Genomic DNA, 20,149 nt, shown 5'->3' with positions numbered 1-20,149 from the left:
GCCCGCATCTCGCGCTCTTCGCGCCTTGATTTGGTCGTTCAGATAAGTGGCGCTTTGTTTTCGTGTGCCAAAGCTAGTGCAAATTTGTGCCAAAGTTCGCGCCGCGCCGCAGACAATGCCTCTGGTTCACGGACATGGGGTGCCAGTTAACGGGTATGGGGTATTCATCAGTTCGGTGGCGCACCCGGCAGGATTCGAACCTGCGACCTTTGGAATCGGAATTGGAAGAAACAGATTCTAACAGCTTGATTTTTATAGTGTGGTTTTCATGCTGCGCTAGGACTGCGCTAGATTTTGTTCATCGCTTCAGATTTCTGATTAGCTCAGTGCGATTCTCCTTTGGCAGTTTAATTAAGTTGGTTGTTCTGCATCGACTAACCTAGGGTCAAGTTCGCCGAGTTGTGGTGCGTATCCCGCGAATTCCAATATGCATCGATGCCCAATGGCGATGGTTGTGCGCTGCATCCAGGGAATACTTATTGTTTCAATAGGCTGCGAATCGTGTCTTAGTCGGCCGGGTTCCAGACTGAGGCGCGCAATAAATGACATCATCTAAGCTCAAGATACTTTACGGTCCGCCGGGTACGGGCAAAACGTGGCGAGCTGCGCGCGAAGCCGTGAGAGTCATCGAACCAACGGTCTCTGACAGCGACATAATGGATCGACACAGCGCTTTGGTACTGTCGGGAGCCATTGTCTGGGTAACGTTCCACCCCAGCTACACGTACGAGGATTTCGTTGAGGGCTTTCGTCCGGAAGCTACTGACAAGGGCATACTTTACAAACCGAGATCCGGGCCTTTCCGGATTGCGTGTGAGAATGTTACTCGTTCTGCCCCATTGCAGCAGCAATTCTATGTCGGTCAAGAAATCGTATCAAGCACTGGGCAGGATTATGAGGTTGTGGCCGCGTCTGCGGATAACGTCCTGCTTCGGAACAAGAAGGGAAAAGGTGCGGGTCTACAAACTCCGGTATCGTTGGGCCTAATCAGTAAACTTTCGGAACTCGGATATCTGCCCGGCGACCTTTCGATTCCAGGCTCTGAGCATGAGCGGAAAAAGGAGATTGCCGAGAAGGTCGGATATGACATGCAAACTTTGTTTGGCATGACCGGTCCCCTTAGGGCGGTCTGGGAGGTTGTTGCTCAGGCTGTGCCGCCTAAGGTTGATCCTCGTAAAGTAGTTTTGGTGATAGATGAGATCAACCGAGCCGATTTGTCTAGGGTGTTTGGGGAGCTCATAACCCTATTGGAGCAAGACAAGCGATTAGGTGCTGCCGAAGAACGTAGAATTCTCCTCCCGTATTCCCAAACATTGTTCGGCGTTCCGCAGGAGTTGAGTGTGATAGGCACAATGAACACCTCGGACAGGTCGCTATCAACTATGGATGCCGCTCTCCGTCGGCGCTTTGAATTCGAGGAGGTCCGACCAGATGTTTCTCGTTGTGCATATCCATACGCGGGTATCGACCTAAGGGCTATTTTGGCGGGGATAAACAAGACAATAGCCGTGACGGCAACTCGCGAACGACAAGTTGGCCACGCTTTTTTTGAGACAACCAGGCTTGAGGCAATCCGAGAGGACCACTCGTACGCCAAAACCACCCAGGGTGAGCTACGGGCCGTAGCAGCAATGCTTCGATCATTTATCACCCCGTTGCTGCTGGACCTGTTTAAAGGAGATTGGAAGCGGGCAGACTTCGTATTAGGTCGAGATTTTGCGAGCGGTAAGGGAGGCCTTCTTGAAGAGGTTTCGAATAGTTCGATCTTTGCTCGTGCCGGTGATGAACTGGATCTAGTTGACCTTGCAGAATTCGCTTATCCGGCTTGGTGGGATCCTGACAGTCCCTCATGGGACGGTGATAAATTTGGCACTTACCTAAGTATGGCGGCGAACTAGTCGATGGCTCTGACTATAAATGTGCTGGAACACCGGCTCATTGAGCTCCCTGAACGATTTGATAACATTCGAACCAAGCGTCGATTGTTGCGAGCTGGACAAAGTGAGCTGGGAGCCGCTTTGCGGTTGGAGCGTGAAAGGCTGACAAGCTTAGGGTTGGTGGGCCTGGTCTCGACACCCAAGGTACAAGTACAAATTCTTCCAAAAATATACAGCTCTGACGACAGCGCGATTGCTAGCGGCTTGCAGTTCCTGCAAGCGGCTTTTCCCTTGGCATTAGCACGCAGGGTCGGAGTTAAGGAGGCCTTGGTCGCAAGGTCCGGTACTAATCTACTGGATGTTGTCCTATCATTTTTTCTCCAAAAAATGGCTGGTTTGTTAGAGTGGGAGTTCCCGCGCGAGTACTTCGAAGTTGATGAAAGGCGCGATTGCATCTCTGGCCGTGTCGATCTGAACAGTTTTGCAAGGCAGCCTCCTGGCACTATGCGGGGCGTGATGGTGCGACATGCTCCGCTTCAAGCTGATAACCTTACTGCTCGCCTTTGCAGGGCGGTAGTGGAAGAGGCGGGTGCTCGCTCATCCGACGCCAAGATCATATGGCAGACTAGGCAGCTTTTGCTCTCGCTAGGTGCCGTGAAGGCGGTAAGCCTAACGCCGGAACTTGTTGAGAAAGTTCGAAATGGTACCCGCACTGGAGGGCTTGAATGGCTCTTTGCATTTGCCGATCTGCTCGTGGAGCGCACGAACTCCAACCCCTGGGAGGGAGGGAGCAGTTTAGGCGTAGGCGTTCTCTTCCGCCTAGAGCATTTATTTGAGGAAGCTGTGCGGGCAGCTTTGGCGCGTGGAATGAAAAGAACGGCGGGAGGAAGTGTTGAGAAGGCCAGTCTGGGGCACCTTCTACATTTAGGCGGTGCAGGTTTCCTGAAGCTGAAGCCGGACCTGAAGGTCAAGTGTCATGGAAATGTCCTGGTGGGGGATGTGAAGTGGAAATTGCTCAAAGGCCAATTGCCCTCGGAGACTGATGTGTACCAGCTGCTAGCATACGCTCGTGCTCTTGAGGCTTCAAAGTGCTTTCTTGTGTACCCATCCCCCAGCCGCAATAAAGATGCGGTCCATTTCACCGAGTACACTGCATTCGGCGAAGCTATGCGTGTCGGCGTGTTTCAGGTGGACCCACTTCAACTTCTGCAGACAGACATGCTTAGAAGGCAGGTTGCAGAAGACGTTTTTGCGACTGCTGTTGCTGAGTTTTGCGATCTTAAAAGTCATTCGGCGGCTGCCAACCGTTGACCCGAGTTTGACAAATGGAACATGCCATTAGCAATGTGCAATTTTACCAACTGTTCGGCAAAAGCTCTTGCCATAAGCGGTGGCACCGCGTTCCCGATTGCAGTGTAGGCATCCACCACACCCACACCCGAAATCTTGAACCAGTCCGGAAAGGACTGAACACGTGCGGCTTCTCTGATGGTGATTGAGCGGCGCTCAAAGGGATGCCAATAACCGTAGGTGTCCTTACCAATGTGGGCAACTATCGTCTTACACGGCTTTGATGCAGATAGTCGCTCGAACCAGTCGCCGTGCTGCGTAGCGCCGTTTTTAAGGTAACCTTCTAACAGCAGATGCTGCTCATCAAGCCCTTTTGCGATCTGGTTGTGTTCGAGCAGGAGGCGGAGAACGATGCTGTCATCGACAATTGTTTCCAGCCACGACAGTTCGTCGGAAACCGACATTTTTTTCGACTTTTCCTGCAAGTTTCGAAGAATTTCTCGCGCCTTCTTAAGGGTAGGTGACTTCGAAGGCTTTAAGTCCATCCACCGGATTCCGGGGGCGACATATTCTATAAACGCGCGATCATCGTCTCGCCCGAGCCGATAAATATGTCCTGTAGTCGTAAGAGGGATTTCGCCAGTAAGCGGGTTTGGTGCGTGGACCCACCGCCTGTAAGATAGTTCGGCTTTCGGCATCCGCTCATCGATTTTGTGATAGACGTTAACTCGTCCCTCATGTCGTGCGCTGGAGTCGAACGGATGAGCTGCCGCCAGGCCATCTAAAGCTACCGCCAATGGAACATCGTCCTTGAAGACGGGCAGATCAAAGAAGCTCGTTACCTCCTTCTCAGCATCCGTCCTGCCCTCCCGTCGGACCCCGAACATTATGAAGCGACGCCTATCCTGGGGAACTCCGAATTGCCTTGCATTCAGTACTTTGTGCTTCACCGCATAGTGCGCACTATCGGAAATCGCGTCGATCAGCTCTGCGAGCATCGATGGGGCGTCCAAGACACCATTGGGCGTTTTCAATGCCGACTGAAAATTCGCCACGTTCTCAAAGAGGAAGACATCAGGTCCCAAAGCTCCAAGAAATAGAACATATTGGCACATCAATGCATTTCTTTCATCGCCGTACTCACGATGGCTCCAGGCGTGCACACCCTGATCGCGCAAGCTTTGAATGACGGGACGACCGATCCTGCTAAATCCCTTACATGGAGGGCCGCCCAGAATGACGTTGACCCTCCTTCCTCCGGTGTAAAGTTCATCTATCTGTTCACGATGCTCCACGCAGTAACTCGCACGGATCGTCTCACGAGTGGCCCGCCACTGTACCCACAACTGTCCAAGGGCTGCTCCCTGCGGCGAACGAAGAAAGGCGACTACATCTGAAACCTTGCTGGCGTTATCTTTTAGCTTCCCGCGTCCAGTTTTCTCAGAAGCATCGAGCAATGATTGTACTTGAGTGTCCCACAGCTCTTGCATGCTTTTCGAGATTTCGGCATCAATATCCGGAGCGGATAACGGACGGCGGCCTCTGGCGTGTTGATACTCTTCGCTCCACGGGAGGTGACCCAAGGCCGGACGTGGCGAAACCAAGGACGTTAGTCCCAGTTTCCCCATCAGATTTTTGACTAGAGCGGTGGATGTAGAGCCTCGCATTGATCCGTTGATGGCCGACTTGTATTTTGGCCCGTCGGCTAGCGTTGCGAACCTCTCAGAAAAATCTCGGTCGCATTGTTGTATACTTAGCAGAAAATCATCCACGTTCAGCGCATTTAGTTGCGCCAAAAGTGGATCATCGGCCCCAGTGAGCGCAAGGTGGACAAGGTAGAAAAGTCGTATTTCAGAAGCATGAGCAAACCAGTTAAGGTCAACTTTGCGGCCAATATTTACTTTGGCGTTCGGTGCTCTTGTCCCGAAATTGTCATTGTAAATGCTGATAGCGCTCGGGTCGATGTCAAGCCCAAGCACCGTTTTGAAGTTGATCTTGTCGATGGTACCTTCGAAGCCGCAGGTGATGCCACCTGCGCCACTAAATAAATCTATTATCTTGACTTCTTGCATTATCAATTCTTTCGGGGGGCGAGCTTGTGTCTCCGCGGCCGATTCTCTAGATTGCGCGCCTATGTATCGTACTTCCAGTGGGTCTAGGTCGCAATCTTTTGGCCGGATATCTAGGCAGTTTACTCAGCAGGCAGTCGATGGCAGACCGTATATCTCCTGCTCAGCGCTCAGCCAACATGTCGAGAATTAAAGGGCGAGACACGCGACCCGAGCTTCATGTTCGGCATCTCCTGCACGCCCTGGGGTATCGATACGTGCTTCATATGGCTGGCTTGCCCGGGACGCCAGACATCATCTTCAGCAAGCGGCGAAAGGTGATTTTTGTCCACGGATGTTTTTGGCATCAACACGACGGATGCCGGAATGCCAGGATACCGAAATCGAACACCATATTTTGGGAAGCGAAGCTGAGCCGTAATGTGGAGAGGGATCAACAAAACTTGGAAAAGCTCTCTGAACTGGGTTGGGGCGTCCTGATTATCTGGGAGTGCGAGATAGATAAACACGCGCATACGCGCGATAAAATAACTCGGTTTCTAGGGCCCCCACGCCTTGGAAGCTAGTCCCAACCGTGTAATGATGGAGACGGACAATTATCTCTTTATTTCAACTTTCGTGCGCTGCACCACGTTTCTGAAAAAGTTCATTGAATATCCTATCCGCGCCCCAAGCCTGTGCGGACGTGAATGCTAGTTGCCTCAGCTCATCATCGTCGAGACTTTGATTGGCAGGTTTGTAGCCCAAGTCGTGATTTGCTTCTGACCATGCGTGCTGAAAAAGCGTTTTGATCTGCAGTTCGAAAAAATCTGGGACCAGGCCTCGATCAAACGATGTATCTATGACGTCCTGCGGAAGCATCAAAATATGGTGGTTTCCGAAGTATCCAAACTCCCAGACCTTCTCGGGTAGCAAATCCTTGGACTCGATAGAGTGGAAGTACTTTTGTACGATCGCGGAGAGGCGACTGACATCCTCCTTGTAGAAGGTGATTATGCGAGCCCCGATCTGATCTTGGATTTGGTGTAAAGGATCGACGTACTTCGGATTTCCGCCAATCTTTGAATTCGCTTTTGCCATGAAACGGTCGACGGACTTGGGCCTGGTCGATATCCGGTCAATGCGCGCGTGTCCTTCAAGGAGATCTTTAAGTAACGCTTCTAGGGAACTGGCGATAGGCTGCAATACGGTGTCAAAGCGGGAGCGATACTGGTTTTCAACGGTCACTTCGTTTTCTCCAGCTTTTGGCCGGTGATAGTGCCAATTGTGCTGAACCTAATGCCCTCCGCGGCCGCGTCTTCCTGGTTAAAGAGCTCGTCGAATTTTTCTGCCGGCGCGGTCAGCATGGCTCCCGTATTCAACTCCACTGTGCGGTATGGAAGCTGCTTTTTGAATTCGTCCCCATCGAACGTAAAGTTGTCGCTAGCAAGATTTGCGTGGCCAAGTGCTTTTAGTACGGCGGCCCGTGACTCGGGAGAAAAGTTATAGCGATTGCAGAAATCGGCTACATTCAGCGTCTGCCCAGCGAGACCGGCAGCCAGCGTGGCAGCGGCGGTGATTTGGCTTTTTACAGCAAGATCGTCGGATTTACTGATCGCGTTTTTGAGGGCGACAGCCAATCGTCTCGTGCCCAAAGCGGGGCTAGTGACAAAGTCCGATAGCAGGAACTCCTTTACCCAGTAATCGGAAGAGTCGAGATCCTGACTATTGATTTGCTTATCAACGGCCATGCCCTGCCAAAAGCCGCCTGCCAAGGATTGATGTTGGTAAACCACGGCCTTGTAGGAGGAGGCGTTTTTCATGAACACCCTGTTGATGAACTCGACGGTCAGCATGTCCGCGCCCTCAGTCACCAACACTCCGTTGTTTGCGCGGAACCGGGAAATAACTAGCTTGTGCCTATCTCCTTCGGTGCCTTTGATTAGGAAAAGCAGTCCAAGACCTGACCTTTTGGTAGTCAGCTCGGATAACCGCTGGGCAACTAACCGACCTGGTTCGATTTCGGGTGCCGCTGCATAGGAGACCAGTAATTCGCGGCACACATTGACCTGGTCTCCCTGGGCACTTTTATTGAAGGCGATACCGATATTGCATTCCTGGTCGGCTTTTTCGTAGACCGACGCTAGCAACTCGAACATCTCTCCTTCATGGGGCACCAAGCTGCCGATCACTGCGGCTGGCTCTTCCACATTCTTATTCGGGTGGACGAGATAGGTATGAATGAACTCGATCGCCAAAATGCCTCCCAGCACCACAATGATTGCTTTTTTGAAACAGATCTGGTGGAAATGCAATCAGTCAGCACAACTGCAGTAGAGATCTGTCAACCTAAGCTCGCGGGAGGCTTGCGTTAGAGGCTGTGTCCGGATTCCCGATGCCTTTATCGGCGGCGTGCGCCGGTTGTCTGCAGCAATTAGATTGGATCACACGCGGACTAACTGCTGTCGTAGATGATCTGTGACTGACTCTGGTGCCGCCAAAATCAGCTAATGCCGCCTAGCCGATCGGTTAGGCTGACCAGAAGAAGTGAATCTAACAAAACACGCAATTTGTGACATTCGGGCTCTTCGCTCATTTCGCAAGGTCCGCAACATCTCGCCTCGCTATGCGTGCGGCTGATTGCTGCATTCGAGGTGAACAACGTGACCGCCAGATATGCCAAGTTAAGTCCGTCGAAAATATCAGCGAGGGAATGGATACTCCGCGTCACCGCTCCGATAGTCGGTGCTTGCGTAGTGATTGCGTGTTGGGCTGTCTACGTGGAGTTATCGGAAGTCCCACCTTACATTTTGCCGGGGCCGGGTACAGTCGCCATGGCGCTTGTAAACGATTGGCCCATATTGGGGCCGGCGCTTTGGGTGACCGCCCAAACGACTTTTACGGCGCTGCTCCTCGCTGTGGTAGGAGGAGGATGCGCAGCGGTGGCATTGGCACAATCTCGATGGGTCGAGACGCTGCTGTCGCCGGTCATGGTAACATTGCAGGTAACGCCGATCGTCGCGATTGCGCCGCTGATCCTGATCTACGCGCCGACACCTTGGATTGCCCAGTTGATATGTGCGTTTCTTGTGACGTTCTTCCCGATCATGCTGAATACGCTGCAGGGCTTGAAGAGTGCCGACCGAAATCATGCTGATCTGCTGAAGACGTATAGCGCATCCCGTTGGCAGGCCCTCGTTTACCTAAAACTGCCGTCGGCGTTACCCAATTTCTTCGCGGGGCTGAAAATCGGCGGCGGGCTTGCGTTGGTGGCGGCTGTTGTCGGGGAGTTCGCGGCAGGGCAGGCCGGGAACAACGCTGGATTGGCCTTTCGATTGCTGGAAGCGCAATATCGGCTGAACATGCCGCGTCTCTTTGCGTGCCTCGTCCTGCTTGCCATTCTCGGGGCGGTAATCTTCCGCCTCATGTCCACGCTGTCCAGGCTTACCCTTCGCCGTTGGCACGAGAGCGAGCAGAAATAACCGCTGGGGAGCCTCCGAAGCCAAACGTCATAAAACGCACATTTTCTGACGTTTGGTGCTCTGGATGGCGCTGACGCCTTGATCCCGCAGAGAAATTTCCCACCTGCGATCAACGCTCGCCCTTCCTGTTCATCGGCAACATAACGAGCGGCATGGAAATGCTGCTTTTTGTGAGGTTCTGATGAAGCAAGCGCGCGTTTTGACGGATGCCGAATTTAAACGGCTGCTTGCGGTGGTGACACAGATGAAGCATGCGGGGCGAAACAGGCTTGCGTTGATGTTGTCGCACCTCGCAGGGTTGCGCGTAGGTGAGATTGCCGCGCTGACCGTGCGCGACGTGATTGACGGCGAGGGCAAGGTGCGCGAGCAGTTGCGGCTACGGGCCGAGATCACCAAGGGCGGTCATGCCCGCGTGGTGTTTTTGAATGAGAAGCTGCGCCGGGAGATCGAGCGTCATCGAGCTGACTGGCGCGAAAATCGGGATGTCGATGCACCACTACTGTTGACGCAGAAGCGCACGGCGTTTTCCGCAAACACGCTCTGCCAGTTGATGGGGCAATTATATAAGAGCGCCGGCCTCGATGGCGCCACCTCGCACAGCGGTCGCCGCTGGTTTATCACACGACTTGCGCATTCCGGTGTCAGCCCGAAGGTCATCATGACGCTGGCGGGTCATCGGAACCTGACCACGACGCAGCGCTACATTGATGTCCGCGACGAAATGATGAAGGCGGCAGTCGATTTGCTTTGACCGCCGCCCAATCCGGCATGGCAAAAGTTCGCTCAACGAACTTTTCTGAGGAACACTATAGGGGCTTGGCGACCTCGATCCGTTTCGGCTTGTCGCGCCAGCAGGCGGTCTCGAAGTCCCTTTTGTCGAGGGAATGGGAACCGGCCTTCATGCGCAAACCAAACTGACCGAATTTCGCGACGAGCTGTTCATGTCCCTCGCGCATCTTTTCCGTCCGGTCATCGTCACCGTTTGCGAACGTGCTTTCGCCTGAAAGCTCTTCCAGAACCATATTCCACGAGGTCATGGTTGAGTAGCCGAGTGAGACGGCTTGCAGCACGACATAGGTGTCTTCGCCATGTGTGCGGAAGCTCGGATCAGGGAGCAGCGGTTTCCGCCCCTCTTTTTCAAAGTTGCGTACAACAATCATGCTGCCTTTCAAGTCCGTGCTCTTCTTGAAGACGTGATTGTTCGCGTACGGATTTCCGGGGGCATTAAGCTCCTTGCTGAAAGGAACCTTCCTCCCATAGATCGGGGCAAAAACATCAACGCCATCGTAGACATCTTTCCCGTTCGCTGCCATTTCCGCAAACAGACGGTAGCTGCTGTTATGGGTTTCGGCCTGCATCAGCACTGCATCGTCATCCATGATGATGCCCCAATCGAAATCGCTGGCATATAGGTGTTTGAGGCAATCGATGCGGTTTTCGATCAGGATGCGAGCACCGACGCGCGTAATGCCGCCGCCATGTCTGGCAAGCAGACCAAGCTCCTTGCTGGCGGCAACTTCCTCGTCGGTCCAATTGGACGCCACGACATGAACCGGAATATCCGTCATGCGGCGCCACCATTCGAGTTGCCATTCAAAATCGAACTTCCTGTCGGCTCGATGTTCGACGTCGTTAGGCAAGAAGCTCGTGATGAAGGCACCGAATGCGCGTCTGCTGGAGGACGGCGCGGCCGGAAACGTTGTTTTTTGCCGCCTGTTCTTTTCGATCAACTTATAGTTTCGGGGGCGAGAATTGGGAACGGCTGTAGCAGTGCTTGCAGGGACCGATGCCGTTTTCGCGGTGCCCGAACGCGAAGAGCCGCCGGATTTTCCTGTTCTATTGGAACCCATCGACCCCTGAGTCGGCGTTTGCGGTGCAGGCGGCGTTGGTATGGTTGCCGGAGCGAACGGTTCGCAAATCTGCGTCGGGTCCATCTTCCTGCCGATGATCAACGGCGATCTGTAATCGACGGTATCGCCATTGACGAAGGTATGCTCGATGCAGAATGCAGCATCTTCGACTTCGCCATGCGCGATGTACCCGCCAATATCTTCACCATAGGCGAGGAACGAATTCCAGACAGCCTGCGCATCGGCGAGCAAAAGCTCGTTTTGGGGCAACGTGCTCGTCGTGTCCTTGAATGCAACCGACGGATAGTTGGTGTTCATCATGCCGGACGTCTGTTCGAAGCCGAGTTCGATATGCTTGCCGTTAAACACCCATTGGAATCGCTTGGGGCGCGAAATCGGCGTCGTCCTTTGCGCGTTCGCCTTCTGAAACAGGGTCATCGCGATATCGAGATTCTTGCTATCGCGCTGCATCGCGTCCAGCGACATCGTGAAATGCCGTGTGCGCAATCCGAGTTTGCGACCCTGCCGAAGCTTTCTATCTGCGTAGTCAGATACCGGGGACAATGTCAGTCGGGTGGGGGATTTGGCATTGTCAGCCAAAACCAGTGCGCCATTGTCTTCGCTGATCGCCCATTCGGTATCCTGCTGAAACTGCTGCCGGAAGATATCGGCATCAGCCAGATCGAGAATGAATTGTCCCTTGCCGTTCAATTCGGGAAGCGCATGGGCCAGCGTGACCGTGGCATGGGTGAAGCTGTAAGCTTCGGAAAGAAAGCGGAGTTTTGTAACAGGGCCGTCTTCGGCATCCTCGTTCCAGATGGCAATGCATTGCGACTGACCTGCCGATGACGGTTTGCAGGTGCCGGAAATCAGATCGATGGCGCGATACACAGAAAACAGCGGCTTGTCAGCAAGCGGATGAGTTGTGACGGCCCTGTCGCCTATCGCTTCCAGCAGGTACTTTTCGAGTGTCGCGTCGCTATCGCCTTCCCTGATATCGACAAGGAAAGTTTGGCCACCCTGCGAAAACAGCATCGACCGATGAAAACCATCCGGCAGGCTGACACCCGGCAAAGCGGTTTTTACAATCGGCTTACGCTTCAATTCTTCCGATATCGTACTCAACCGAATAGAGCGGAGCTTTTCGGCCTTGGCTGTCGCCGGTCGCGCAAAGTGCTGGACGGCGAGAATGTAACAGCCCGACACCCCGCCGTTGCTGCCGAGCCAATCGACAAATTGCTGATCGCCGATTGTTTCCGCCGCGAGGGCGAGAACATTGCTCATCTGACTGCGCCACGATTTGCTCCGCTTGTCGGAGAAGGCCAGATCGACAAGGGCATTATAAGGATTGGCCTTCGTCACCTTGTTGGAGGCTTTTCCGTGATCGTTCAGGAAGCTTTCGAATGCCTGCGGGTCTTGGCGGATGCTTTCGCCGAATTCGAAAATCTTGTCCAACGCGACATGCAGCAGGTTTTCTGTCTTGCTCTCGTGCTGCTCGAATGCGCTGGCTGCACTTTTGATCGTGGCGAACTGTGCTTCGTAATAATTTTGGTCGCGAATTGTTTGTTTTTTAACCGCTATTCCCACTGGATGCCTCACGCATTTTATTCAACGTGGCGCAATCAGACCGAGCAATCCTTAAAATTTGCAGACGATCCCAATGCGAAAAATCTTTGACGGACGACATGTTTAACAAGCCCTCAAAATATGCCATCTACACCCCCGCAATAAGTCAGGAATTCGCGAAGCTCGGATATTCGCAGCACCTCAAACGGCGCTTTGCGTTTCTGGAAACCGACCTGAACTTTCTCGATCCGAAAAGCGGTCTGTTTCACTACCCCTATGCGCTGTACAGCGCGGGTCAGGCTGCAAAGACGGCGAACTCGGCACTCGAAGACAACATTGTCAAGCTGCGCGACCGGAATGCGACCACGGTAATCGGTGACAGCGGCGGTTTCCAGATACAGGGCAACAGGATCAAGTTCACTGGCGATCCGACATGCGAGCGCATGTTGCGCTGGCTGGAAACACATTCCGACTATTCGATGTCGCTGGACTTCCCAACCGGCGGCATCACGCCCGGCAATGTCGCCATGCATGCCGAACGGCTAATAGCCGAAGGTCACAATCTCGATGCGATGTGCGCGGCAAACGGCCTGTCACTGGATTTCAATGCCTGCTTGAAACAGTCTTTGCTCAACCTCGATTATTTCGTGCAAAACAGAAAGTCTGGGGCAACGGAACTGCTCAACGTCCTTCAAGGGCGCAACGAGGCGGAAAGCAAAGCATGGTATGAGGCCGTGAAGGGTTATGGCCTCGAAGGCTGGGCATTTGCAGGTGCTCACCAGAACTCCTTTTCGTTGCTGCTCAACCGCCTTCACGACATGCGCAACGATGGCCTGCTGCAGACAGCGAAGTGGATACACATATTGGGCATTTCCACGCCCTCTATCGCCTACCTGTTCAACGCGCTGCAACGCTGCGTGACCGAAATCAATCCCGATCTCCAGATCACGTTCGACACGGCAGGCCCGTTTATTTCCGCTGCGAAGTTTCAGGCGCTGATGACCCACCGGCTGGATAAGACCGGATGGACGTTCTCGACGGTGTCCATGCCGAAAGAAGGAAGCCCCTTGGATACCCGCACTCTTAATGAGCTTGCATGGGAAATTGCACAACGTCGCCCGAGGGCAAAGCGGGGCAGTAAAGCCATGCAAGACGAACAGACCCTCTACGCGATCCCTGCGTCAACGACGGTCGGCGCACGTGTGAAGGTCAATGAAATCTGCGTCGGGTCGAACGGTTCGTCCGATCTCGACAATGATAGCATTATGATCCTCATGAACCACAACGCCGAAGCCTATCTGCGTGTGTTCAAGCAGGTGAACAGGATTTTCGATAATCCCGAGGAATACGAGAACGATATTCCCGTCATCCTGAAAGGGCTTCGCTTCGCTATCGAGGATATTTGGGCTGACCCGCAATCGAAGACGACGCAATGGCAATCGTTTCTCGATACGATGGCAGCGGCTTGATCGCCGCTGCTGGTGCTTAAATGGCGTCGGGCCATCGGTCCCGACGCTGATTCACAGGCAATCTATTTCTTCAAATTCAGTCCGACGCCCTTGCAGGAAAAGCGTGCATCGAATGCCTTAGTATAATCGGTGTCGGCCTTGAGCAGCTTCACCTTCACCAGTTCTTCGGCGAGCTGCTTGTAGCGATCGGCAGTCATGCAGCCGATTCCCTTGTCGAGCGCATCGCCGCTATCCACGATCCCGTAGTGCTTCATCTTGTCGATGGCGTATTCGATCTGGCCATCCGTCATCTCGGGGTTGGTCGCTTTAATCAGCGCATTGGCGGCTGCATTGTCCCCGTACAGGTAGTTGTACCAGCCCTCAATTGAGGCATCGACAAACCGTTGCACGAGATCGGGGTTGGTGTCGATGAGGTTTTGCTGCACGGTGATCATGGTCGCATAGGGCTTGTAGCCGCTATCGGCGAGTAGGAAAATCTCGGGTTCCGTGCCGGTCTGCTTCTGGATCTCGTATGGTTCAGCGGTAATCAGGCCCTGTTGAGCGGAGTTCCTATCTGCGAGAAACGGCGCAGGGCTGAAAGTGTAGGGCCTGTACTGCTCATCACGGAAGCCACCGAAATTGGCCTTCATCCACTCGAAATAAGCGCCAAAGCCACCCTGCGTCATGAAAATCGTTTCGAGCTTGGCCAGGTCTTCGAATTTCTCAACGCCGCTGCCCGGGTGGGCCAAAATGACCTGTGCGTTCTTTTGATAAAACGCCGCGACATCAACCAAGGGAATGCCTTGCTCGATGCCGACAAGCTGTTCCTGCTGGGTGCCCAGATAGAAGTCGAGCTTGCCGGTTAGGAGAAGGGCGCGGTTCTGTGCGCCGGGACCACCCTGTTGGATTTCAACATCGAGGCCGTATTTGGCGTAGGTGCCGTCAGCGACGGCCTGATAGAAACCGCCGTGATCGGCCTCAGCGAGCCAATCGGTGCCGAAACGGACTTTATCAAGGGAATAGGCGGGCGAGGCGATGGAGACTGTGGAGATTGCCAGCGCGGCAACAATCGCTGCCTTGCCGGATGAGATATGCGCGTTCATGGGAAATTCCTGATACGGAAAGATGCGGTAGTTAAACGCGGTGATTGTATTGGGTAGCCCTTGGCCAAACGTTAAAGACCGATGCCGACGAATTTCCGGGTCTCGGATCGAGGAAGCCGGGGCCTTCGAGGAGAGAGCTTTTTAACGATAGGTCGCTACGCTTTCGAGCCTAATCATCCAGCGAAATGAGAACATGACGTTTGTTGGCATGCCGCCGCACACGAAGGAAATCGATATGACCTATTTCAGTAAGCCCACCGATCTCGGCACAATGCATCGCGCAATTACGAATGCAATGCTTTGTCATAGCGTCGACGTCATTGTGAAAAAATATGTAGCCGGCAAGAGGATCTTCTCGCACAAGACCCCGATACTGAAATCATTCCAGATGTTAGGGCCTGCGGATACAAAGGAAGTTTTTGAGGATATTGGCTATGATCTCGCTGTTGGCGATCAGTCAGATTATCGCTTTTACTATCAGGCCAGTGTCGTTAAGCGAATGAAGGAAAATTCCTGGCTAAGGGATTTTACGAAATTTGGGCCGAGCATAACAACGGTTGACTTGGAATCTGGATTTTCAAACATACGCTTCATTATAGCTGAATTTTATCAAAACATGGATAATTGGCAGGCACGAGCGATGTACTGGAAGTTACATTACCATGGATCCGACGAAATTCCATGTTTGGATAACTTTGTATGACTAGACGTTTCGGCTGCGAAGTCTCGACCGAGATCGCAGAAAAACTGCCTGGCGAAGCAAGTCTATACAGAGCGCTGGCTTCGTAGACCGGAACGGCGGACATCGGTTATTGCCCGGCGCTCGATTTCGCTGGCGAGTTTCTGCTGGAAATCTAGCAGCGCCGGGTAGTTGTCCAAGCGCATTCGCTTCAGCCGCCATGAAATTCCGCAAAGCGTGGCAAGCCCCGGCTCTCGGTCGACGGCGATGAGGTGCGAATAATAACGTGGGCTACGTCCGAGCCATATTCGCGAGAACTCCATCTGCGAACTGGTCAACCCATCCGCCCGCAATGCCTCGTAGATGTCTTTGATTTTCATTCTGCTATCTCCTTGAAACAAATATTTATTTCCAAGAAGGCACGGCGCTAAAATGGTGCTGGATAAATAGCACGTTATTTCAGCGGGGGATTTTCAATGAAGACAAGGATGGAACAGCTACAGGCGGATATGATGACGAAGGGTGTCTTCACCCGTCACGAACGCCGCCAAATGAAATATCTGACAAAGGCCAACGAAGCTCAACGCCAATATGTGAAAGCGGCACTTCCGGCGAACCATCTGGCCCGACGCTGGATGGAAACCTGTGGCGAGGTCGATGATTACGGCAATATCGATTATTGCGGTGTCCCGCTTTGCCCGCGTTGCCACATGCGGGAACGCGCAGTGCAAACGGGAAAGGCCATCAAGAAGATATTTTGCGATGCAGCGAACGAGGAGCTTGCCTTCGCAACGATCCTGCTGCCGCCGCAACTGGACTTCGCCGGCATGACTGACCTCGTGGAGAATGAAAAACGCCGTCTTCGCACGTTTATAGATCGCCAGCGCAAGAAAGATCATCGCTGGGATGATTTTCATTTGTTAGGTTGGTGGGAAATCGACCGCATGAGCTTTGGCGATTTCGAGACGTGCGGGCGAAACACGCGAATTGCCTTGGATGCATTGGGCTTTCCGCTAATGGAAGCCCCGGATAAAACAATCTGGCGTCCGCATCTTCATGCAATTGTCCGCAAGGGCGGATTGACCACGGAAGAAATCGCCAGCGTCTTGCGCAAGGAAACCCACACGGCAAAATATCAGGTGGATATCCAGCCATTTCGCGCATATCGCGATGCCGGCGACAATATTCAGAATATCGTCCGCTATTGCCTGAAATTCCGCATCGAGTGCGACTACAAGCGGCCAGATGCTCAGGACTTCATTGAGGCAGAACAAGCCGATGAGGCAAAGCCAACCGAACGCAATTGGTGGCCAGCCGAAGATATCCGCGCATATGTGGACTGGCTATGTCTGGAGCGATCCGGCTTTCAATCGCTTCGCGTTGTTATCGGGCAAGCCAAAGACAAATCGGCTAGCGGTGTTCAACGTGTCATGTCTTCGAGCATTTCAATTGGTGAAGAGATTGAAGACGGTAAGAAATCGACAAATGCGATGCCTGACCGTTCTGGTACTCGACACCATATTAATGAAATGAAAGTAAGTCACGTTGTATCGGATATGAATGGGATTTTCGTTGTCGAAGACAATCGCAGTGTTTCGAGGAGTAATGCGGATATCTTCGATGTGGGGAATGGCGTAACGCTTATTGTGTATAATAATATTGTACAGGATACTAACTGGACTGATGCCAGCAAAAGCAGCCTCTTGCAGCGACCGGGCGTTGGCAACATTCCTGCGGGTGCGATCGCTGTCAGCAAGACATCCAGATGCGCCGGAAGCGTCGTTAGCCTTGCCGAGCGGCTGCGTAATATCGCGGATATAAGGCAAGCCAGTGGTGATCAACGCGGCGGTGCGACGTATTGACAAAAGTTCGTTCACCGAACTTTTTGCCTCCGTTCATACAAACGAATAATCATCGTATATGGTCAGGCCCCGCAGCGCCTCCAATGCAGGATTTTCCCGGCACGCTTGATCGAAGACGCTGCGAACTGCCTTCGATGACGGCTGCGTTGCAAGCCGGGACACGTCGCCGGTGAGAGGCAAAGCTGAAAGCTCCGGCTCCTCGACAATTCGGCCTGTGATAGCGGCGGCTTCGATATACGCGCTGATCGGCATGGTGGCTGAGAAAGCCTCGTCGTGGAAAAGCTCAATGCCGAGCATAGGCCGTAACGCCATGATGTCGGAAATCCACAACGGTTGAAATACAGGCCCGCCATCGGTGAGATTGTGGAGCGCATCAACAGCATGACCACAAATACGGTTGCGGGTCAGCAGCATAACGGCTTTGCTGTTGGGATCGTAGAGGCGGGCGACCGGCGGGAAATTCGCATTCGGTCGCGCATGCCACTGAAGGCGGCGAAGCATGGTTTTCGGGAACAGTCGCTGGTATCGCCCTGGCTGGTCCATTTCGTGGACGGTGACGGTTTTTCCCTCTGTCAATGCGAACAGCAAAATCGCCCGCCACGACAGCGCCGACAAATAGCTGCGCTGGTGCATCACGCCGTCGAGCTCATAGCGCAGGTTCAGCGACGTGCCCCTGCGCTTAACCTTGTAGAGCCGTTCGGACCCCACATGCAGGTCGGTCATGAATAACATCGCCAAGTCGATTTGCGGTTGCGTGGGCGTCTCGTCGTGATCGTCGTTTGAAGGGGTCTGCATCTGGTCTCCGCTCGATTTCGGCGGAAACTAAATTCCAGATGGCGCAAAGGGCGAGTTCAAAGAACCGCTTGGACCAATGGCGACGGTGCGCATGCTTCCGGGGCCAAGTTCGGCGGGTAACGCGCGTCAAGCAGAAGCACAGAAGCGCCAAGGAACGCGGCCCAGCCCGAAAACAGTGTTGCGCAGCGCCCCGCACCGAACGCGCGTCCGTGACGCTCTTTGATGACATTGCAGCAACGCCGGAACGCACGAAGGGCATGGGATCAAATGATCCCATGCCCTTCGGATGCTTACCCGGTAAAAAACTGCGCTGTTTATGCGGATTTGCGCAGCATCTTGCCGCGTTCGACGGCGGCGGCGGTCAACTGCGCGTCAAGCTCGCCAGCCCGGACAGCTTCAACGAGCGTGTCGATGACCTTCGGCAGCGCCGAAAGCTCGCCGATCTCGACAGCATTCTTGTCCTTGGCGAATTCGATGGTCTTGCCGGCATAACGCAGGGCGAAAAACACCTTTCCGTTGCCGTCGGTGAACCAACCCTGACGCACACGCTTGGTCGCTTCGACCTCGACACGGACACCTTCGGCGTTCTTCTTGCGCACGACATGCGTCGGCGTGAACGCCTGACCGGCGATCTTTGCTTCCGCCATCTGCTTCTGCTCGGCCAGTGCGGCAATCATCTTTTCCCGCGAACGCTGCACCGGATCGGCGGTTGCGCGAGCCGGAACGGCGGAAGTGAGCTTGAGGGCCTTGAGGTGGGACATGCTGCGATCCTTTCCGAAACCGTTGAACGTGTTCTCGGGATACAGCCATCTGCCAAAAGGGCGAGCGAAGAATGTTTTCCAAGGTGCCGCCGCAACAATTTTAACGTGTTTCTCAACGTGATGTAAAAACGCACAGCATACTCTTCTCTTATGAGCAAGTTTCCTTTGATCGTCGCCGGCACTTGGTTGACCGTGTTCCTTGGAACCGGAGGCTATGCTTTCGTGCCGCGCTCTCTCTACGACCCCGCCTGCGACATCAAGGGCAATATCTCGATAAACTCAGGCGAACGCATCTATCATGTTCGGGGTCAGGAGTTTTACAACTCGACCGTCATACGCCGTGAATATGGTGAACGCTGGTTCTGCTCCGAGGATGAGGCACGTCAAGCCGGTTGGCGCAAGGCGCATCGATAGGGACTATCGGAACAACTGCATGATGTTTTCAGCGCTCGCATTGGCAATGGATAGAGACTGGATTGCAAGCTGCTCTTGTGTTTGAAGCGCCTTGAGCCGGGTCGATGCCTCGTTCATATCGGCATCCACCAGTCGACCGATACCTTTATCAATTGTCGCCATCATTTTGGCGGTGAACTCGGTCTGCATCTCGATCCTCTTCGAAAGAGCACCGAAAACCGAACCGCTCGATATCGATCGTTGAAGCATGTATTCAACACCCTCGATGTACTCGTCAACGGTGAAAGCCTCGGTCGTCACATCAATCTCGGCTAGGTCAAACATAAGTGCCCACGGCGGGTCAGACCGCACATTTCCAACGCTTACTCTCGCCGCCCGATTCCCGGCCTCTGGATACATCGTTTGATCGGCCGCGAAAGTAATTCCGTTTCCTGTTGGTGTCGCAGTCAGTCCACTACCGGCGGTGACATATTCGATCACGGTGGCAAGTGCAGTGGCATCACCGATATAGCCGTCTGTCGAGCCAAGAGCTGCATCTACCACCGCCCTGTCGACGACATAGGTGGCTGACGCAGACGGCCCAACTTGGACATCAAACCAAAACGACGCTCTCGGTGAGACCGTAAACCCCTTTGTGAATTGTATTCCCGCCACCGGATACATGTTGTCATGATTATCCACGGGTGGGTTTTCTAACCCCATGGCGAAGCCTGCGGGGTATGCTCCGTTGAAGTCAGATATCACATTGAACAAATCGATACTGGAGCCCGGCTCTCCCGTATTTTCTAGCGAGCCGATTTCAAATCTGGGCGAACTCGAACCGCCAGTGAACAAAGTTTCATATGCGGTTGCAGGAACGGAATTGTCCGTGAAAACTTTCTGAAGAACAGCCCGCATCTCGGATGCAGTTCTGATCGTTCCATCAGTTCTTCCAAGAGCTACGTCGACGACATTCTTGTCAATTCTAAGCCCCG

At 53.5% G+C, this 20,149-nt stretch carries 17 protein-coding genes and 1 pseudogene; 9 read left to right on the top strand and 9 right to left on the bottom strand.

The window, feature by feature from the left end; genetic code table 11:
* The first annotated feature begins 542 nt into the window (after nucleotides 1-542).
* The gene (locus HNQ66_RS10085; RefSeq protein ID WP_184143705.1) at nucleotides 543-1,898 is read left to right on the top strand and encodes an McrB family protein; all 1,356 of its coding nucleotides are present in this window, start codon (nucleotides 543-545) and stop codon (nucleotides 1,896-1,898) included.
* Nucleotides 1,899-1,901: 3 nt separating this feature from the next.
* Complete coding sequence (locus HNQ66_RS10080; protein ID WP_184143703.1) at nucleotides 1,902-3,188, top strand: 5-methylcytosine restriction system specificity protein McrC; 1,287 nt, start codon at nucleotides 1,902-1,904, stop codon at nucleotides 3,186-3,188.
* On the opposite strand, the gene HNQ66_RS10075 is transcribed toward HNQ66_RS10080, so the two are convergent.
* Nucleotides 3,164-5,239, bottom strand: coding sequence for a DNA cytosine methyltransferase (locus HNQ66_RS10075; RefSeq protein ID WP_184143701.1), 2,076 nt, complete (start codon nucleotides 5,237-5,239; stop codon nucleotides 3,164-3,166). The genes HNQ66_RS10080 and HNQ66_RS10075 overlap by 25 nt on opposite strands.
* A 137-nt stretch (nucleotides 5,240-5,376) precedes the next feature.
* Here HNQ66_RS10075 and HNQ66_RS10070 point away from each other — a divergent pair, with 137 nt between their 5' ends.
* On the top strand, nucleotides 5,377-5,802 hold the full coding sequence (locus HNQ66_RS10070; protein ID WP_184143699.1) for a very short patch repair endonuclease: 426 nt from the start codon (nucleotides 5,377-5,379) through the stop codon (nucleotides 5,800-5,802).
* Nucleotides 5,803-5,845: 43 nt separating this feature from the next.
* Here HNQ66_RS10070 and HNQ66_RS10065 read toward each other — a convergent pair whose 3' ends face one another.
* Together HNQ66_RS10065 and HNQ66_RS10060 are read right to left on the bottom strand one after the other, a co-directional pair.
* Complete coding sequence (locus HNQ66_RS10065; RefSeq protein ID WP_184143697.1) at nucleotides 5,846-6,463, bottom strand: RelA/SpoT domain-containing protein; 618 nt, start codon at nucleotides 6,461-6,463, stop codon at nucleotides 5,846-5,848.
* Complete coding sequence (locus HNQ66_RS10060; RefSeq protein ID WP_184143695.1) at nucleotides 6,460-7,530, bottom strand: hypothetical protein; 1,071 nt, start codon at nucleotides 7,528-7,530, stop codon at nucleotides 6,460-6,462. The genes HNQ66_RS10065 and HNQ66_RS10060 overlap by 4 nt, the downstream gene beginning before the upstream one ends.
* A gap of 339 nt (nucleotides 7,531-7,869) precedes the next feature.
* Here HNQ66_RS10060 and HNQ66_RS10055 point away from each other — a divergent pair, with 339 nt between their 5' ends.
* The gene (locus tag HNQ66_RS10055) at nucleotides 7,870-8,697 is read left to right on the top strand and encodes an ABC transporter permease (RefSeq protein WP_380778625.1); all 828 of its coding nucleotides are present in this window, start codon (nucleotides 7,870-7,872) and stop codon (nucleotides 8,695-8,697) included.
* Nucleotides 8,698-8,878: 181 nt separating this feature from the next.
* Nucleotides 8,879-9,448 carry a tyrosine-type recombinase/integrase gene (locus HNQ66_RS10050; RefSeq protein ID WP_184143691.1) on the top strand — a complete coding sequence of 190 codons (570 nt, stop codon included), beginning with the start codon at nucleotides 8,879-8,881 and terminating at the stop codon, nucleotides 9,446-9,448.
* A gap of 55 nt (nucleotides 9,449-9,503) precedes the next feature.
* On the opposite strand, the gene HNQ66_RS10045 is transcribed toward HNQ66_RS10050, so the two are convergent.
* Complete coding sequence (locus HNQ66_RS10045) at nucleotides 9,504-12,134, bottom strand: hypothetical protein (protein WP_184143689.1); 2,631 nt, start codon at nucleotides 12,132-12,134, stop codon at nucleotides 9,504-9,506.
* Nucleotides 12,135-12,220: 86 nt separating this feature from the next.
* On the opposite strand from HNQ66_RS10045, the gene HNQ66_RS10040 reads away from it, so the two are divergent.
* A complete protein-coding gene (locus tag HNQ66_RS10040; protein ID WP_184143687.1) occupies nucleotides 12,221-13,582 on the top strand; it encodes a hypothetical protein in 1,362 nt (453 codons plus the stop codon).
* A gap of 62 nt (nucleotides 13,583-13,644) precedes the next feature.
* On the opposite strand, the gene HNQ66_RS10035 is transcribed toward HNQ66_RS10040, so the two are convergent.
* Nucleotides 13,645-14,664: an ABC transporter substrate-binding protein gene (locus HNQ66_RS10035; protein WP_184143685.1), complete on the bottom strand. Its 1,020-nt coding sequence runs from the start codon at nucleotides 14,662-14,664 to the stop codon at nucleotides 13,645-13,647.
* A 235-nt stretch (nucleotides 14,665-14,899) separates the two neighbouring features.
* Between HNQ66_RS10035 and HNQ66_RS10030 the strand changes: the two genes are divergently transcribed.
* The gene (locus tag HNQ66_RS10030; protein WP_184143683.1) at nucleotides 14,900-15,367 is read left to right on the top strand and encodes a hypothetical protein; all 468 of its coding nucleotides are present in this window, start codon (nucleotides 14,900-14,902) and stop codon (nucleotides 15,365-15,367) included.
* A 62-nt stretch (nucleotides 15,368-15,429) separates the two neighbouring features.
* Here HNQ66_RS10030 and HNQ66_RS10025 read toward each other — a convergent pair whose 3' ends face one another.
* Nucleotides 15,430-15,723 (bottom strand): DUF6626 family protein, encoded by a 294-nt coding sequence (locus tag HNQ66_RS10025; protein ID WP_184143681.1) that lies wholly within the window; start codon nucleotides 15,721-15,723, stop codon nucleotides 15,430-15,432.
* Nucleotides 15,724-15,831: 108 nt separating this feature from the next.
* On the opposite strand from HNQ66_RS10025, the gene HNQ66_RS10020 reads away from it, so the two are divergent.
* Complete coding sequence (locus tag HNQ66_RS10020; RefSeq protein WP_184143679.1) at nucleotides 15,832-17,205, top strand: hypothetical protein; 1,374 nt, start codon at nucleotides 15,832-15,834, stop codon at nucleotides 17,203-17,205.
* 33 nt (nucleotides 17,206-17,238) lie between these two features.
* Here the strand turns inward: HNQ66_RS10020 and HNQ66_RS10015 are convergent, their stop codons facing one another.
* Both HNQ66_RS10015 and HNQ66_RS10010 read right to left on the bottom strand, forming a co-directional pair.
* A complete protein-coding gene (locus HNQ66_RS10015) occupies nucleotides 17,239-18,000 on the bottom strand; it encodes a DUF2958 domain-containing protein (RefSeq protein ID WP_184143677.1) in 762 nt (253 codons plus the stop codon).
* 314 nt (nucleotides 18,001-18,314) lie between these two features.
* The gene (locus tag HNQ66_RS10010; RefSeq protein WP_184143675.1) at nucleotides 18,315-18,761 is read right to left on the bottom strand and encodes a hypothetical protein; all 447 of its coding nucleotides are present in this window, start codon (nucleotides 18,759-18,761) and stop codon (nucleotides 18,315-18,317) included.
* Between the two features lie 150 nt (nucleotides 18,762-18,911).
* Here HNQ66_RS10010 and HNQ66_RS10005 point away from each other — a divergent pair, with 150 nt between their 5' ends.
* Nucleotides 18,912-19,175, top strand: a complete 264-nt coding sequence (locus HNQ66_RS10005; RefSeq protein WP_184143673.1) for a sunset domain-containing protein — start codon at nucleotides 18,912-18,914, stop codon at nucleotides 19,173-19,175.
* 3 nt (nucleotides 19,176-19,178) lie between these two features.
* Here the strand turns inward: HNQ66_RS10005 and HNQ66_RS23845 are convergent.
* Nucleotides 19,179-19,481: pseudogene (locus tag HNQ66_RS23845) on the bottom strand (flagellin); the annotation flags it as partial.
* Nucleotides 19,482-20,149 lie beyond the last annotated feature (668 nt).

Source organism: Shinella fusca (assembly GCF_014203155.1).
GTDB classification, from domain to species: Bacteria; Pseudomonadota; Alphaproteobacteria; order Rhizobiales; family Rhizobiaceae; genus Shinella; species Shinella fusca.
Note: the sequence above shows the minus strand (reverse complement) of the source record. Positions and strands in the feature narration are given on the sequence as shown.